The organism is Tenacibaculum sp. 190524A02b (assembly GCF_964036645.1).
GTDB classification, from domain to species: Bacteria; Bacteroidota; Bacteroidia; order Flavobacteriales; family Flavobacteriaceae; genus Polaribacter; species Polaribacter vairaonense.
In genome coordinates this window covers 1,211,220-1,225,896 of sequence record NZ_OZ038525.1, presented here as the reverse complement: position 1 = coordinate 1,225,896, position 14,677 = coordinate 1,211,220, and the positions used below count along the sequence as shown (strand labels likewise).

Genomic DNA, 14,677 nt, shown 5'->3' with positions numbered 1-14,677 from the left:
ACCTTAAATATTAAAAAAGAAGAACAACATTTTAATGTTCACTTAAAGATTAATTACAATGCTTAAATGTATTATTATAGATGATGAGCAACTAGCAAGACGATTACTAGAAAATTATTGTTCAAAAATAGATACTTTAGAAGTATTGGGTAGTTATAAGTCAGCTATTAAGGCACTTCCTACTTTAAATAGCCAAAATGTTGATATTTTATTTCTAGATATACAAATGCCAGATATAAATGGTATTGATTTTTTAAAATCGATAAAAACCTATACAACCAAAGTGATATTTACAACAGCGTATCGTGAATATGCTTTAGATGGTTTTGAATTAGATGCTATAGATTATTTAGTGAAGCCCATTGAGTTTCCCCGTTTTTTAAGAGCTGTAGAAAAAGTTAAAGAAGTACACCAAAAACGTCAAGAAATAGTAGTAAAAGATGTTGAAAAAATGCTAATTATTAAAGCAGACAAAAAACAGTACCGCATACCAATTTCTGAAATTATGTATGTAAAGTCAGAAAATGAATATGTGAATTATGTTACTAAAAACCACGGAAACTTATTAGTCCATGGAGCATTAAAAGATGTTGTTGCTTTACTATCAGGAAGTACTAATTTTTTCAGAATACATCGTTCACATATAGTAAATCTTTCATACATTACTTATACAGAAGGAGGTCGTGTAAAAATCCAAGATGAATTTTTACCTATTAGTGAAAGTTATAAAGTAGACTTTTTCAAAGTTTGGAAGTAAAAAGTCATGATAAAATTATACTATGATACATGGTATAAATACATAGTAAAAAAGTATTCTTTCCATAAAAACTTAATACACTAAATAAGTACTCTTATGGTTAAAAATTCAACATTTAGAACCTTTTCTCAAAAACAAAGCTAATAATTATTCATTTTTAGGAGTATAATCAATTATTCGATTAAATAACAACTAACAGTTCAAATTACATCAGTAACATATTAAAGCGTTTAATAGTTTTTGTAATAAATTACTTAACTTAAAGTGAATTATATAATAATTTTAGAATTTATACTAACCTAGCTAATATAAAATGTTGTTGTTATAAATGGTAATAATCTAAAAACGTTAACCAATGAAAAATGACACATTCACAGTAGCAGATTATTTATTAACTCGCCTACAACAACTTGATGTTACCGAAGTATTTCAAATTCCAGGTGATTATGTTAAAAACTTTACTCAAGCTCTAGAAAAGTTTAATGGCATTGAAACTATTGGAACGTCCAATGAATTAGATGCTTCTTATGCCGCGGATGCTTATGGTAGAACTAGAGGATTATCTGCCGTTTCTTTACAATATGGCGTAAGTACTTTTAGTGCCTTAAATGCTGTTGCAGGTGCCTATGTAGAATCTAGTCCAATGGTGGTGATTAGTGCTACACCTGGGTCAAATGATCGTCAAATAGGGAATATGTACAATGTTTTATACCATCATTCAACAGGAAATTTGAGTGCAGATCAGGAAATTTACAATCATGTAACCGTAGCTTCAGAAACATTAAGTACTTCTGTAGGAGCAGCAAAAAAAATAGACAAGTTAATTGTGGCAGCAATTACCCATAAAAAACCAGTTTATATCGCAGCTTATAGTGAAGTATGGGGAGAACCTTGTAAACGTCCTTCTAAAAAGAAACTAAAACCCAAAGTAAAAAAGAGTAAGCAAGACGCTTTACTAAATGCTGTAGATCAAGCTTGGATGCAAATAACAGGAGCAAAACATCCTATGATTTTTGCAGGTGTAGAAGTGTTACGACATGGATTATCAGACCTTCTTCAAAAAATTATAGATGCTAGTGGGTTTGTATACACCACTACATCATTGGGCAAAACCGTGTTAGATGAAAAAAGCGATCATTTTATAGGAACTTATTCAGACGCAGCCTCTATAGAAAATGTAGTTGATTATGTAAAAACTTCTGATTGTTTTTTAACCTTAGGAACCTTGATTACTGACGATTATCTATGGTTTGTAGAAAACAAATTCTCAGATATGGTATTGGCAACCACAACAGAAATCAGAGCAGGATATTATACTTATCAAGATGTTACTATGGAAGATTTTATGGAAGCCTTGTTAGAGCGTTTTGAAAATAGTAAAGAATATCCACTAAAAAATAAAGCACCTAAACAACCAAAGTATCCAGAACCATGGACTTCTTCTTCAGATCCAAAGTACAATGATCAACCAGAAGTAATTACCTATAATCGCTTTTTTCAACATGCGGTTAAGCATATAGAAGCTAATAATCTATGGAAAGATATTAACCTAACATTTGGAGTAAGTTCTGCAATGTATGTGGCAACCAATATTTATGGAATGAAACAAAATAGTTTTATCAGTTCAGCAGCATGGCAATGTATTGGTTACGAAACTGGTGCTGCATTAGGAGCGCAATTAGGAAGCAAAAAACAATCCTGGACAATAGCAGGTGATGGTGGATTTATGATGATTTGCCAATCACTTTCAACTTTAGCCAAATACAATGTTAATAGTGTCATTTTTGTAATGAGTAATCAAGTGTATGCTATAGAACAAGTTTTTGTAGATGTAGATGCGTTTTGTCCAAATGGAAGTTTTGACGAATTTGATTACTTACCAAAATGGGATTATATGGCGTTGGCCAAAGCTTATGGAGCCAACGGTTATCAAGCTAATACTATAAAAGAGTTAAATTCTGTATTGGAAATCATTACCAATAAAAAAACAAACAAACCTACGTTAGTGGAAATCGTTATTCCTGAAAAAGATTTAGCAGGACAAATGAAAAATCTAACCCCACAACAAATGAATTGTAACTAATCAACTAAATATATTCACAATGGAAAATAAAACCTATTCAATTTTTGGCGCAGGAGCAGCTGGTTTATACACCGCATGGAGATTACTTCAAGGAAAGCCAGCCAACGCAAAAGACACTTCTAAAAACTTACAAAAAGGCGATACACTAGAATTATACGATTGGGGGAAATATCAATTTTCAAAAGAAGAAAAAGGTACCAGAGCTGCAGGAGCTAGAGTATGCACATGGCATTATAAAGATGACCCCGATGCTTCTTATTTAGAATTAGGAGGAATGCGTTATTCTGCTTGGGATTATAAGAAGACAAAAAACAACCCTAATCCAAATGATGGAAATAATCCAGGGCACAGATTGGTTACCAAAACTATTAGCGAAATTGGTCTAGAGAAATATTCAGTGCCCTTTAATGAAGCTAGTGATCCGCTTTTATCATTAAGAGCCAAAAACATGTATACTTCGGAAATTGATTCGAATAACCCTGCACCTTATAATGTAAATAATTATGGTGCCAATTCTGGACCAGATGACGGTTTTACTAAAATTGAAAGTGTTGGAATAGATGTTTCTGACGATGCTTTACCACCAACAAGAAACGAATGGTGTAAATTTTATGAAGAAGGTAAAATAACCAAAGATTTAGGTGAAGCATCAATCTTTGAAAAAGGACAAAAAATAAAAGACATCGGGTATTGGAATTTAGCTTACGATGTTTTAGGACAAGAAGGTTTTAGTTATTTAGCAGATGGAAATGGATATTCATCAAATGTAGTGAATAGTAACTCTGCACAATCTTTTGAAGTGAATAATGAATTTACACCAGGAACACTTTATAAAACCTTAACTATTGGTTATTCGGGTATTTTTTCTACACTTTTTCAGGAAATTGTAAAACTAGCAAAAGAAAAAGGAATCAACTTTGAATATTATCCAAATACAAGGTTACGTTCTATTTTAGAGAATAAAAACATAATTCATTACACAACAGCAAGCAGGGAAGAACCTACTAAAGAATTAGATGCAAAAAAATGCGATGCTGCTTTCTTAGCTATGGGTAGATATGCTATTGATTTAGTTGCTCAAGCTACGCGTTATATGAACAAAAAAAGAGGTGATTTTGATGTTTTAAACGACAATAAAGTACAGTTGTATTTAGAATCTGTTTTAATGCAGCCCTCATATAAAATAGGAATGTTCTTTGATTCACCATGGTGGAGAGATGATATTCCATCACCACCAAAATATCCAGCTAAATTAAACAGCTACTTTTTAACGCAACAAGGCATTAAGCAATTAAAGAAGGATAAATTTCCAAATAAGTACTTAAAAGCCATTGAAAAAGCAAATTCAGAAGCTGCAAAAGCAAAACAAGAAGCAGAAAATAATAATAAAGCGTATGATAACTCGGTAACTTCTTTGATAGAAGTAAGCTATGATACAAAAGCGGCTTTTTTAGAAGCAGCGGAAACCATAGTAGAAGCAAGTTTTACCTATGAAGAAAAACAACAAATAACAACAGTTGCGCATTTAGATACTATTGGACCAAGTGCTACAGACATGCCTATTAGACAAGTGGTGTACTTTGGAGATAATGCACGAGATAAAAAAGGTAAAAAGATTTACGGAATACTAGCAAGTTATGACGATATCCGTTATACTACTTTCTGGAAAGCCTTAGAAATTGGACCAAATAGAGAACGTAAAGTTGCTGAATCTCAAGATACACAACCTTTACAAGGACCTCGTAAAGCACCAGCAATCATGGTAAAAATGTTACGTCAACAATTGGCTACCTTGCATTTTGGTTCAGAAGCTAATTTTACTGCCATTCCAGAGCCTTTAGAAACCAAGTATATGGATTGGTCTTTACCACCTTTTAACGCTGGTTATCATGCCTATTTCTCACATTATAACATTGGAGATGTTCAGCAAAAAATTCGTAAACCATCATCTTTAGTAAAAGGTAAGGACAGTAATTTATTTATTGTAGGATCTACCTATTCTAACGATCAAGCTTGGGTAGAAGGAGCTTTCTGTACTGCAGAATCTGTGTTAAATGATTTCTTTAATATAGAAAAACTCATAGATGATAAGGAATATCCTTTTATCTGTCCAGCTTAAATAATACGTTTTGCAATTAAATTTTTCGAATATAATGTCAGTTCTGTAAAGGTTAACTAATTGAGGTAACGTCATTGCGTGGTATGGAGCGATCTGTAAATCGATGATGAGATTACTTCATTTCGTTGCACTACATTCGTAATGACTCCTTTTTAAGTGTACAAGATTATATTTCGAAAATGATATAACGTATAAACAAACAATAACTAAAAACTAACTTATCATGAAAAAAACTCAAAAATCATCAGTAAGGCCTTATAAGGAATTACCCAAAGAATTACCAACTGAACCTAATAATGGAACACAACACGGAATCTTATCTAAACTCCATGGTACTTGGGTCAACTGGAAAGGAGGTCCAACAGGATTACATACCACACCAATGCCATCACCAGGAACATCTTCTGAAACCATTTTTGGTGTTTTCCATTTCAAATCACAAGTATACACAGAACAACTTAAATTTACGCAGGTAAACGCCCCAGTCCGTAATCGTGCAGGATCTAATGAGCAATTTAACGGTGCTGTTAAATATGAAACAGCGATTATAGATGATAATGACGATTTACAACACTTTGAAGACGGAATGTACTTGTGGCTAGGAGATCATGAAATGCCTTGGAAGGAAGATAGTCCATACCAACACCCACCAACTATGTACAAGCACACCTCAGATGAAGAATCGGTAAAAACAGATGGAGGAGAGCCTGTAATTGGTCCAGGGGAATTAGGTCCTCAGTTTGTACCACCTTATCAGATTTCTCGTTCAGGGGTGATTCCACATGGTACAACTATTCACTTAACAGGAAATATTACGGAATCAAAGGAAGGGGAAGCTCCACATATTGCAGACCTTTGGGAACAACAATATTTAGCAGTATCTCCAACGATGGGAATCAACCCAGAAAAAGATTTAATTGCAGGATCTCGTGAGAAACCAACATGGACAGAATTGCCTCGTGAAGATCAAGAACCAGGAGGAGTGAACAGTGGTCGTGCATATTTCGAGAAAATCTTTAATTACGATCAATTTGGAGCAAAGTTTCCATATACCGTACAACCTAATTTAAAATTATCAGATGCCAACGATGGACTTGCATTCAAGAGCTATGATATGATTGAATTAGATTCTTTGCATAACACTGGAGTTCAAGGAGGAGTTATCAATAACCCAATGATTGAGCGTTATTGTAGAGTAGTTCGTATGCGTTATCGTATGTGGATAGAGGAGGTGTATGATGAAGAATTTGGAGGATTGATAGAACAATTGCAATATGAACAAATTGTAGATTTTGAATTTCAATTTGGATCAGATGGAGGAACAACATTATGGCCACATATACAAGTAAATACTTTACGACGTGAAAAAGACATTCCGTTAGATAGACGTTTACCATCTATCAAATTACCAACAGACATTGATAGTCAGGAAGAAGTAAACAAAAAGTCAAATGAAAGTATTTGTCCGATGATGAATCATAGACGACATTAAAATCATTATAATTAATTGATAAACCAGCTCAATACTAATTTTAGATAGTGTTGGGCTTTTTCTATTCATTATTTAGTCTTCTTTGATTAAACCAAATATTTTCGTTTTATGTACTCATAATTTAAACCATACTCTTGAGAATATTTATATAAGGAGTTTCTCTTTTTACAAAAGCTCTCCTTACGAGTGAAATGAGTATGATAATCATGTCACTATGAAAAAATGTAGTGAAATGGAATTTTGTGACAGTCAGTTTTCAGGTCTGCTATGTTCTAATTATAATGACTAGTCTTAATAAGTAATTTATACAGTCTACGATGAATCATATGTCAGTAACGAAAGAGGGTACTAAGTATTCTGTATCTTAATAAACAGATCACTTTGCTGTGGTTCGTCATGACGACTTTTTAATTATAAAAAAATAAAAAAACTGCATCATTTAAAAAAAACTCCGTCTAGGAGAGTGAATATAAAATTTAAAAGAGATGCAAAATAATAATTTACCCATAGCAATAATCGGTGGCGGACCAGTAGGGTTAGCTGCTGCTGCACATTTAACCATAAAAAACATTCCTTTTATTGTATTTGAAGCAGGACAATCTGTAGGACAAAACATGTTGTCTTGGAGTCACGTTCGTGTATTTTCTCCCTGGAAGTATAATATAGATAAAGCCGCAAAGGAGCTTTTAGAACAAACTAATTGGATCGCTCCAGATGAAGAAGGTTTACCAACAGGAAAAGAATTAGTTGAGGATTATTTTAGGCCACTTGCAAATTTACCTCAAATTAAGCCAAATATACATTTAAACGCTAAAGTACTCTCTGTAGGAAGAAAAGGTTTAGATAAAGTAAAAACTTGGGGACGAGAGGATAAACCATTTTCAATAAAAGTGAAAGAAAATGAAGTTATTAATTATTATGAAGCAAAAGGAGTTATTGATGCTACTGGAACTTGGAATCAACCAAACCCTATAGGCTCAGGTGGTGTATATGCTGAAGGTGAGCAAGAATTGGCAGATCATATTTTTTACGGTATACCTAATGTAAAAGAAGATCATTTAGAACGTTACAAAAATAAAAATATAGCAGTTGTAGGTGGTGGGCATTCAGCTATTAATGCCTTATTAGATTTAGCAGAAATTCAGAAAGAATATCCTGAAACTCAATTAAACTGGATCTTAAGAAAAGATAGTATGGATAAGGTGTATGGAGGAAAGCAGGATGATGCCTTAGAAGCCAGAGGAGCTTTAGGTATTAGAATTGAACAATTGGTTAATAGTGGTAAATTAAATGTTTATACACCTTTCCATATTTTAAAATTGACAAAAGAAGAAAGAGGTATTCAGGTTATTGGTGATTTAAATGGTGAGATGAAAGCTATTAAAAATGTTGATGAAATTATAAGTAATACAGGTTCACGCCCTAATCTAGATATGATTAGAGAGGTCCGAATAGATTTAGATTCATCTTTAGAGTCAGTATTTGATTTGGCCGAACTTATAGACCCTAATATTCATAGTTGTGGAACAGTAAGACCTCACGGCGAAAAAGAATTACGTCATCCAGAAAAAGATTTTTACATCGTAGGTTCTAAAAGTTATGGTAGAGCTCCAACATTTTTAATGGCTACAGGATATGAGCAAGTACGCTCTATAGTAGCTTATTTAGCTGGTGATATTGAGGCTGCAGAGCGTGTTGAGTTAAATCTTCCTGAAACGGGAGTTTGTAGTTCAAATCTCGGAATTGGTGGAGAAACTGCTGGAGGTGGATGCTGTGGTTCAGAAGAAGAAACAGTAAACACAGAGGCCGCTTGTGGAATTCCTGAAAAAGAATCTGTTGTATCTGGATTTGAAACACCACAAATGGGAGGTGGATGTTGCGGATAACCAAAAAATAGCGCATCATTTCATAAAATGTCCGTCTTAGTTAATAGAAAATAAATAATAACCTTATAAATATTAAAGAAATGAAAACAAGAAACGTAAACACAACAACAGAAACAACAGTTAAGCAAAGTGGAGGATGTTGTGGATCAACTCCTGTAAAAGTAGAACCAGTAAAAAGTTCTTGTTGTGGTCCTGCTCCAAAAGTAAAAGAAACACCACAAACAGGAGGTGGATGCTGCTAACAAAATATATTACTTTTAAAAAACAAAGCCCCTTATTTACAGGGGCTTTACGTGCAAGTGGTGTTATGGCTTTTGCAGGCTTAGGAGATGCTCTTTTATATCCTGTTTTACCTATTTATGGAAAGGAGTTAGGCTTTTCGGCTTTTGTTGTTGGGATGTTACTTTCTATTAATCGTTTTATAAGAATTTTAGCAAACACATATGTTGCTAATCTCGTAATTCGGATAGGAATGAGAAATATGTTATTAATTACTTCGTCAATAGCTGTAATTACTACGCTTATGTATGGGGTTAAATTGGGGCTAATAGCTTTCTTAATTGCCAGAATTTTTTGGGGATTAAGCTATTCTGGTTTAAAAATAGCTACGCTTAATTATGCTGCTAAAACTAAAAACAAATCGGGTTTAGCATTTGGGTTAGCTCAAAGTATAAAATCAATAGGAGCATTATTTATATTATGGTTTGGTCCCACTGTTATTAAAGAGTTGGGTGTTGAAAATGGCTTTTTCTTAGTTGCAGGAATTAGTTTATTTGGGGTTTTATTAGCCTATTTGTTACCCAATATTACGTCTGAAAAAGTATTAGAAAAAGTAAAAAGTAGCGTAACTTTTTATCCAAATTCCATGAACCTTTTAGTACTAATTTTATCTATTGCAATTGATGGTATTTTGGTAGTTACCTTAGCTCATTTATTAAGTTCAACTAGTTTTACTTCAAGTGAATTACTAACATTGGTAGCTTTTTATTTATTATTAAAACGATTGTTTGTTATTCTGTTTTCCATTATTGGAGGAATGCTAACACTACATTATCCACCAGAAAAACTATTTACTATTGCTGTTTTAGGATGTTTAACGTCATTATTTTTAATTTCAGTAGAAGTAACTATTTTGGGTATTATACTTGCCTTTTTATGTAATACTATTGTGGTTACCTTTTCGCCATTGGTTGCTATTAAACAGCAAGAAAATACTTTACAGGCTATTTCTAGTGTTAGCACTTGGTGGGACTTAGGGGCTGCTATAGGCGCTCTTATAGGAATTTATGCTATTGAAACTTTAGGAACAAATTACTTATTTTTATCTTTATTTATCATCGCTACTATTCTATTCATCAATTATATTATACAACATGCAAAATCAAATAGTACAACTATATAACCCTTTACTAGGTTACGTTAAAAAGCGCGTACGTAATCAGGAAGATGCAGAAGATTTAACTCAAGATGTATTCTTAAAATTATCTAAATCAAATAAAAATGGTGTCGATAATCTTAAAAGTTGGATTTATACCATTGCTAAAAATACGATTACTGATTATTATAGAAAAAAACAATTAGAAACTAATTCGATTGAAGATGATACCTTCCTAAATCATGATGAGCAAGAAGATGCAAGTATAGAATTGGGTAAATGTGTAAACTCTTTTATTGATCAGTTACCTGAAGAATACCGAGAATTAATGACCTTGTCAGAACTACAAGAAGTACCTCAAAAGGAAATAGCAGAACAGCTTAACATGAACTATGTAACTGTTCGCTCTAAAATTCAACGAGGACGTAAGAAGCTGAAAGAACTATTTGAAGGTTGTTGTACTGTTTTACAAGGAGGCAAAGGAAGTATTATAGGTTTTAAATCTAAAACTGATTGCGATAGTGAGTCACCTTGTTCTTAATTAATTGCATCATTTTTAAAAGCTTTCGTCTTTAATAAAAAAATATAAAAGATGAAAGCTTCAAAATCATATAATAGTAGATACCAAAGAGATATCATACAATCCTATTTAAATAATAATGCCATTGTAATTGACGTTCGATCTCAACAAGAGTGGGATTTAGCTCATATAGATAGCTTTAAGCATATAGAGTTTCGAAATATTAAAAGTAAGCTCAACTATTTAAAAGAGTTGAATAAGCCCATAATAGCAGTTTGTATAAGTGGTATGCGAAGTGGTCAAGTAACGGATTATCTAAAAAGAGAAGGTTTAGATATTATAAATGGTGGCTCTTGGCAAAATGTAGCTGAATTGATATTTTGAATACAATATTTTTTACAGCTTTCACATCATTAATAACGAATAACATCTAAAAAACTTTTAATTATGAGTCTATTTGATACATTACACAATGATTACGAACATCAATTTGCAAAGAGTAATCCAAATTATTTAAAATCAATATTTGGTTCTACAGATGTTACGCCGTTCTGGATTGCTGATATGGATTTTAAGGTTGCAGAGCCCATTACTAAAGAATTGCAACGTTTGATAGATAGAGGTATTTATGCTTACGAATTTAATACCAATAAAGTATTTCAGGCAATTACAGATTGGAATTTAAAAAGACATCAATTAAAACTAAATAGTAAATATTTTGTTCAAGTTCCTGGTGTACTCACTGGTATAGCATTACTAATTAGAGAACTAACTAATGAAGGCGATGGAGTTATAGTACAAACGCCTGTTTACCATCAGTTTTACAAGCTTATTAAAACAGCAAATAGAAAAGCAGTACCAAACCCGTTAAAAATTGTTGACGGAAACTATAAAATGGATTTTGAAGATTTAGAACAAAAACTTCAAACAGGAAATGTGAAAATTCTACTACTTTGTAATCCACACAATCCAGTTGGTCGTGTATGGAATAAGCAAGAGTTACAAAAACTAACCGAGTTGGCAGATACTTACAATGTAACTATTGTTAGTGACGAAATACATTCCGATATTATCTATTCTAAAGCTACATTCAATAGTATTTCGTCATTTAGCAATAAACACATAGCTATTATAGGTTCACCTGCTAAAACGTTTGGAATGCAAAGTATTTCTAATGGATATCTTTATATTCCAAATGAGAATGTATTCTCAAAAGTAAAAGCAACCATAGGCTCAATGTACCTTGACCACGGTAATACATTATCAGCTTTAGCAACGATTGCTGCTTATACAAAAGGTGAAAAATGGGTAGATGAGTTGGTTTCATATTTGGAAAAAAGTGTAGATTGGATTCAAAATTTTGTACAAAAAGAATTGCCACAAATAAAAGTGTTTGTTCCTGAAGGTACGTATCAAGTATGGTTAGACTTTAGCAAGTTGAATTTGTCAAATGAAACATTAAATAATTTAGTGTTTAGCAAATCTAAATTAGCGTTAACACCAGGAACATGGTTTGATAAAGACCACGCTCAATTTATGCGTATGAATATAGCATCACCATTATCTAAAATACAAGAAGCCTTTGCTCAATTAAAAACAGCAATGCATGAAAATATATGATACGCTCGTTATTGGAGGAGGTCAAGCAGGATTATCAATAGCATATTTTTTAAGACGAAATAAGCTAGATTATCTTGTTTTAGATGACCAAGAAAAAGCGGGTGGTTCTTGGTTGCAAACTTGGGAAAGTTTAAAACTATTTTCACCAATAACATATAGCTCGCTTTCAGGTTGGGGAATGCCAAAAAGAGAAGACGAATACCCAACTAAAGATGAATTTATTTCATATTTAGAGAAATATGAAGCAAGATATAATTTTCCTATTCAAAGAAACTCTAAAGTTATTGCCGTTCGTAAGGAAAATAATTTATTTAAAGTTGAAACCAAACAAAATATATTCTATAGTAAAACTTTGGTAAGTGCTACAGGGACGGCTCAACAACCTTTTATTCCAGTATATTCAGGTCAAGAGATGTTTTTAGGAGAACAACTACATTCTTCAGGTTATAGAAATACATCGAATCTTAAAGGTAAAAAAGTACTTATTATTGGTGGTGGAAATTCTGGAGCACAAATTTTAGCTGAAGTATCTAAAGTTGCGCAAACACAATGGGTTACTTTACATGAACCTTACTTTTTACCAGATGATATTGATGGAAGGTACTTATTCAATGCTGCCACTCAAAAGTTTTTGAGTAAGACGACAAATACAACTTCAGGAATCAAAGCTTCATTAAGTAATATTGTAATGGTTGAAAGTGTAAAAGAAGCACGTAATAGAAACGTGTTAAATACTAAACGTCCATTTGTATCTTTTTATAAACATGGTGTTATATGGAAGGATGGTACAAAAGAAGAATTTGATATTGTAATTTGGTGTACAGGGTTTAAAGCAAATATGATTCACTTGAAACCTTTAAATATTATTGAAAATAATCGTGTTAAAACGGAATATACACGTTCTATAAAAGAACAGAATCTTTGGTTAGTAGGCTATGGTAGTTGGACAGGTTTTGCCTCAGCAACTATATATGGTGTTGGAAAAACAGCAAGACACACAGTTAAAGAAATTACTGAACTTTTAAATAAAAAATAATTAAAATTTTATGCATCATTTTTTTTAAGTCTTCGTCTTCTGAATTAGAAGTAAATGTTTAATTCATAAATCCTAATAAAATGAAACTTAAATTAAAAACATTAGCAGTAACAGTAGTAACGGCTATCATTATGTTATTTAGTAAAAATATTAATGCGCAATCATCATGTTGTAGTGGAGAAAAGAATAATAAAATAGCTTGTGCTACAAAGAATAAAAATGGAGAAAAAACATCTTCTTGTAATACTTCAGCTAAAGCTATTGAATCTACTTCTGGTTGTTCACCATCTAGTTGTCGTGGAGCAAAAACTAAATTTGGAGAAGCTAAAGTCATTTCTAATTTGAGAACTAATCTCATTGCTCTTAAAGCAAAAATGGAAAAATCTAAAACTACAAAATTTAATGCTCGTTCTTATGATATTCATGGTATAGTGGGAGAAACAGATGATCAAAGCTTACAAATAATTGTAAAAGAAATCAAATTAATGGAAAAGGAATTCTCTAACAAAACAAAATTTAAACCTTTAGCTTTTACAATGCCCAAAAATAAAGCAAAGCAGATTACCTATTTACAAAGTAGAATAGATAGACTAAAAAAAATCTTATAATAATTCCCTTATGTTTAAACGTAGTTAGAGTTGACTTTTAAAGCTTTAGCTGCGTTTGTTTTTTCAAGTACCACTAACTTATTATTTCTATATGACTTTCAGAAAAATAATTAGCCTATCAATAGGTATTAGTTTTATTGTTTTATTAATAACAGGAGTTTTATCATATTTTTTAGAATATTCAAGAGCTACAGCTACCATACATACTGTATTCGGAATTTTATTTTCATTAGGAGTATTATTTCATTTAAAAAATAATTTCAGATCGTTAAAGGTATATGTAAAAGGAAAATTAGTAACGATTATAGTGTTTATTGGTATATTATTTTTTTTAGGAGCTTTTTTTCAAACAACACCTTTTTCAACTTTAATGGATTTTGGTGCTAAACAAAAAGCAGCTATTGAAAAGGATTTAAATCTAACTACTTATGAAGTTGTTCAAATGAATACATCTAATGATATTCAATTAACAATTGATGTATTACGTTCAGAACATTATTGGCATCCTCAAATGGCTATTTGGGTAGAAGATGAGCAAGGTAATTATGTGGAAACACTTTTTGTATCTAAAGCCACAGCAAGAGGTTTATTTTTTGGAGGAAGAAGTAAAGATAATTATAAGTCGTTTGATGAAAATAAAAATGCTTCAGGAGATTATAGACGTGTAAACGCTTTACCCGTTTGGTCTCACAAAAGAAATATAGAATATGCTGATGGGCTTTACGTTCCGCCAAGTAATAACCCATTACCAGATGCAATAACAGGAGCTACAATTGTAGATAATTTTCAATTATTATCTTCTATTAGTAAAATATCAAAATTTAAATTAAAGATTGAAGTTAACGTTGCTTTTGATGATAATGAATATTATTCGGAATATGATTTTCCAAATGATGAAACCTTTCATAATGGTACAGGGCAATTAGGGCAACCTTCTATAATTTTTAATACATTAATTGACTTAAATGATGAAAAAAACTACTACTTAATGGAGCTTATTGGCCATGGACATCATTCGGGACAAAATGGAGCTATTAACCCAGATTTATCTACTTTAACCACTGCTAAACAGATTATTGAAAGGATTGTTGTTGGGGTTAAAACAACCCTGTAAGATTTAAAAAAACTAATAGGAGAGAAATCGTATTATTCCTTCATAAACTAGTAAAACTAGTCTAATA

General features: G+C 32.0%; 13 protein-coding genes. All 13 read left to right on the top strand.

Annotated elements, in window-relative coordinates; all coding sequences use genetic code 11:
• The first annotated feature begins 58 nt into the window (after window positions 1-58).
• Window positions 59-757 (top strand): LytTR family DNA-binding domain-containing protein, encoded by a 699-nt coding sequence (locus ABNT65_RS04820; RefSeq protein WP_348706543.1) that lies wholly within the window; start codon window positions 59-61, stop codon window positions 755-757.
• Between the two features lie 355 nt (window positions 758-1,112).
• Window positions 1,113-2,840: an alpha-keto acid decarboxylase family protein gene (locus tag ABNT65_RS04815; protein ID WP_348706545.1), complete on the top strand. Its 1,728-nt coding sequence runs from the start codon at window positions 1,113-1,115 to the stop codon at window positions 2,838-2,840.
• 19 nt (window positions 2,841-2,859) lie between these two features.
• Window positions 2,860-4,959 (top strand): hypothetical protein, encoded by a 2,100-nt coding sequence (locus tag ABNT65_RS04810; protein WP_348706548.1) that lies wholly within the window; start codon window positions 2,860-2,862, stop codon window positions 4,957-4,959.
• Between the two features lie 223 nt (window positions 4,960-5,182).
• Window positions 5,183-6,451 carry a peroxidase, FMP-type gene (locus ABNT65_RS04805; protein ID WP_348706551.1) on the top strand — a complete coding sequence of 423 codons (1,269 nt, stop codon included), beginning with the start codon at window positions 5,183-5,185 and terminating at the stop codon, window positions 6,449-6,451.
• Window positions 6,452-6,936: 485 nt separating this feature from the next.
• On the top strand, window positions 6,937-8,337 hold the full coding sequence (locus tag ABNT65_RS04800) for an NAD(P)-binding domain-containing protein (RefSeq protein WP_348747323.1): 1,401 nt from the start codon (window positions 6,937-6,939) through the stop codon (window positions 8,335-8,337).
• A gap of 80 nt (window positions 8,338-8,417) precedes the next feature.
• Window positions 8,418-8,579 carry a hypothetical protein gene (locus ABNT65_RS04795; protein ID WP_348706555.1) on the top strand — a complete coding sequence of 54 codons (162 nt, stop codon included), beginning with the start codon at window positions 8,418-8,420 and terminating at the stop codon, window positions 8,577-8,579.
• Window positions 8,570-9,739, top strand: a complete 1,170-nt coding sequence (locus tag ABNT65_RS04790) for an MFS transporter (RefSeq protein ID WP_348706558.1) — start codon at window positions 8,570-8,572, stop codon at window positions 9,737-9,739. The genes ABNT65_RS04795 and ABNT65_RS04790 overlap by 10 nt, the downstream gene beginning before the upstream one ends.
• On the top strand, window positions 9,711-10,253 hold the full coding sequence (locus ABNT65_RS04785; RefSeq protein ID WP_348706559.1) for a sigma-70 family RNA polymerase sigma factor: 543 nt from the start codon (window positions 9,711-9,713) through the stop codon (window positions 10,251-10,253). The genes ABNT65_RS04790 and ABNT65_RS04785 overlap by 29 nt, the downstream gene beginning before the upstream one ends.
• 51 nt (window positions 10,254-10,304) lie before the next feature.
• A complete protein-coding gene (locus tag ABNT65_RS04780) occupies window positions 10,305-10,616 on the top strand; it encodes a rhodanese-like domain-containing protein (RefSeq protein WP_348706562.1) in 312 nt (103 codons plus the stop codon).
• Between the two features lie 63 nt (window positions 10,617-10,679).
• Window positions 10,680-11,852 (top strand): PatB family C-S lyase, encoded by a 1,173-nt coding sequence (locus ABNT65_RS04775; protein ID WP_348747322.1) that lies wholly within the window; start codon window positions 10,680-10,682, stop codon window positions 11,850-11,852.
• Window positions 11,839-12,888: an ArsO family NAD(P)H-dependent flavin-containing monooxygenase gene (locus tag ABNT65_RS04770; RefSeq protein WP_348747321.1), complete on the top strand. Its 1,050-nt coding sequence runs from the start codon at window positions 11,839-11,841 to the stop codon at window positions 12,886-12,888. The genes ABNT65_RS04775 and ABNT65_RS04770 overlap by 14 nt, the downstream gene beginning before the upstream one ends.
• An 80-nt stretch (window positions 12,889-12,968) precedes the next feature.
• Complete coding sequence (locus tag ABNT65_RS04765; RefSeq protein WP_348706567.1) at window positions 12,969-13,496, top strand: hypothetical protein; 528 nt, start codon at window positions 12,969-12,971, stop codon at window positions 13,494-13,496.
• A gap of 91 nt (window positions 13,497-13,587) precedes the next feature.
• Window positions 13,588-14,610 carry a hypothetical protein gene (locus ABNT65_RS04760; protein WP_348706570.1) on the top strand — a complete coding sequence of 341 codons (1,023 nt, stop codon included), beginning with the start codon at window positions 13,588-13,590 and terminating at the stop codon, window positions 14,608-14,610.
• Window positions 14,611-14,677: the final 67 nt, after the last annotated feature.

What these genes read in the sequence shown, in the direction of transcription:
- ABNT65_RS04820 (WP_348706543.1), top strand. Translation starts at nt 59, where the DNA reads ATGCTTAAATGTATTATTATAGATGATGAGCAACTAGCAAGACGATTA.
- ABNT65_RS04815 (WP_348706545.1), top strand. Translation starts at nt 1,113, where the DNA reads ATGAAAAATGACACATTCACAGTAGCAGATTATTTATTAACTCGCCTA.
- ABNT65_RS04810 (WP_348706548.1), top strand. Translation starts at nt 2,860, where the DNA reads ATGGAAAATAAAACCTATTCAATTTTTGGCGCAGGAGCAGCTGGTTTA.
- ABNT65_RS04805 (WP_348706551.1), top strand. Translation starts at nt 5,183, where the DNA reads ATGAAAAAAACTCAAAAATCATCAGTAAGGCCTTATAAGGAATTACCC.
- ABNT65_RS04800 (WP_348747323.1), top strand. Translation starts at nt 6,937, where the DNA reads ATGCAAAATAATAATTTACCCATAGCAATAATCGGTGGCGGACCAGTA.
- ABNT65_RS04795 (WP_348706555.1), top strand. Translation starts at nt 8,418, where the DNA reads ATGAAAACAAGAAACGTAAACACAACAACAGAAACAACAGTTAAGCAA.
- ABNT65_RS04790 (WP_348706558.1), top strand. Translation starts at nt 8,570, where the DNA reads ATGCTGCTAACAAAATATATTACTTTTAAAAAACAAAGCCCCTTATTT.
- ABNT65_RS04785 (WP_348706559.1), top strand. Translation starts at nt 9,711, where the DNA reads ATGCAAAATCAAATAGTACAACTATATAACCCTTTACTAGGTTACGTT.
- ABNT65_RS04780 (WP_348706562.1), top strand. Translation starts at nt 10,305, where the DNA reads ATGAAAGCTTCAAAATCATATAATAGTAGATACCAAAGAGATATCATA.
- ABNT65_RS04775 (WP_348747322.1), top strand. Translation starts at nt 10,680, where the DNA reads ATGAGTCTATTTGATACATTACACAATGATTACGAACATCAATTTGCA.
- ABNT65_RS04770 (WP_348747321.1), top strand. Translation starts at nt 11,839, where the DNA reads ATGAAAATATATGATACGCTCGTTATTGGAGGAGGTCAAGCAGGATTA.
- ABNT65_RS04765 (WP_348706567.1), top strand. Translation starts at nt 12,969, where the DNA reads ATGAAACTTAAATTAAAAACATTAGCAGTAACAGTAGTAACGGCTATC.
- ABNT65_RS04760 (WP_348706570.1), top strand. Translation starts at nt 13,588, where the DNA reads ATGACTTTCAGAAAAATAATTAGCCTATCAATAGGTATTAGTTTTATT.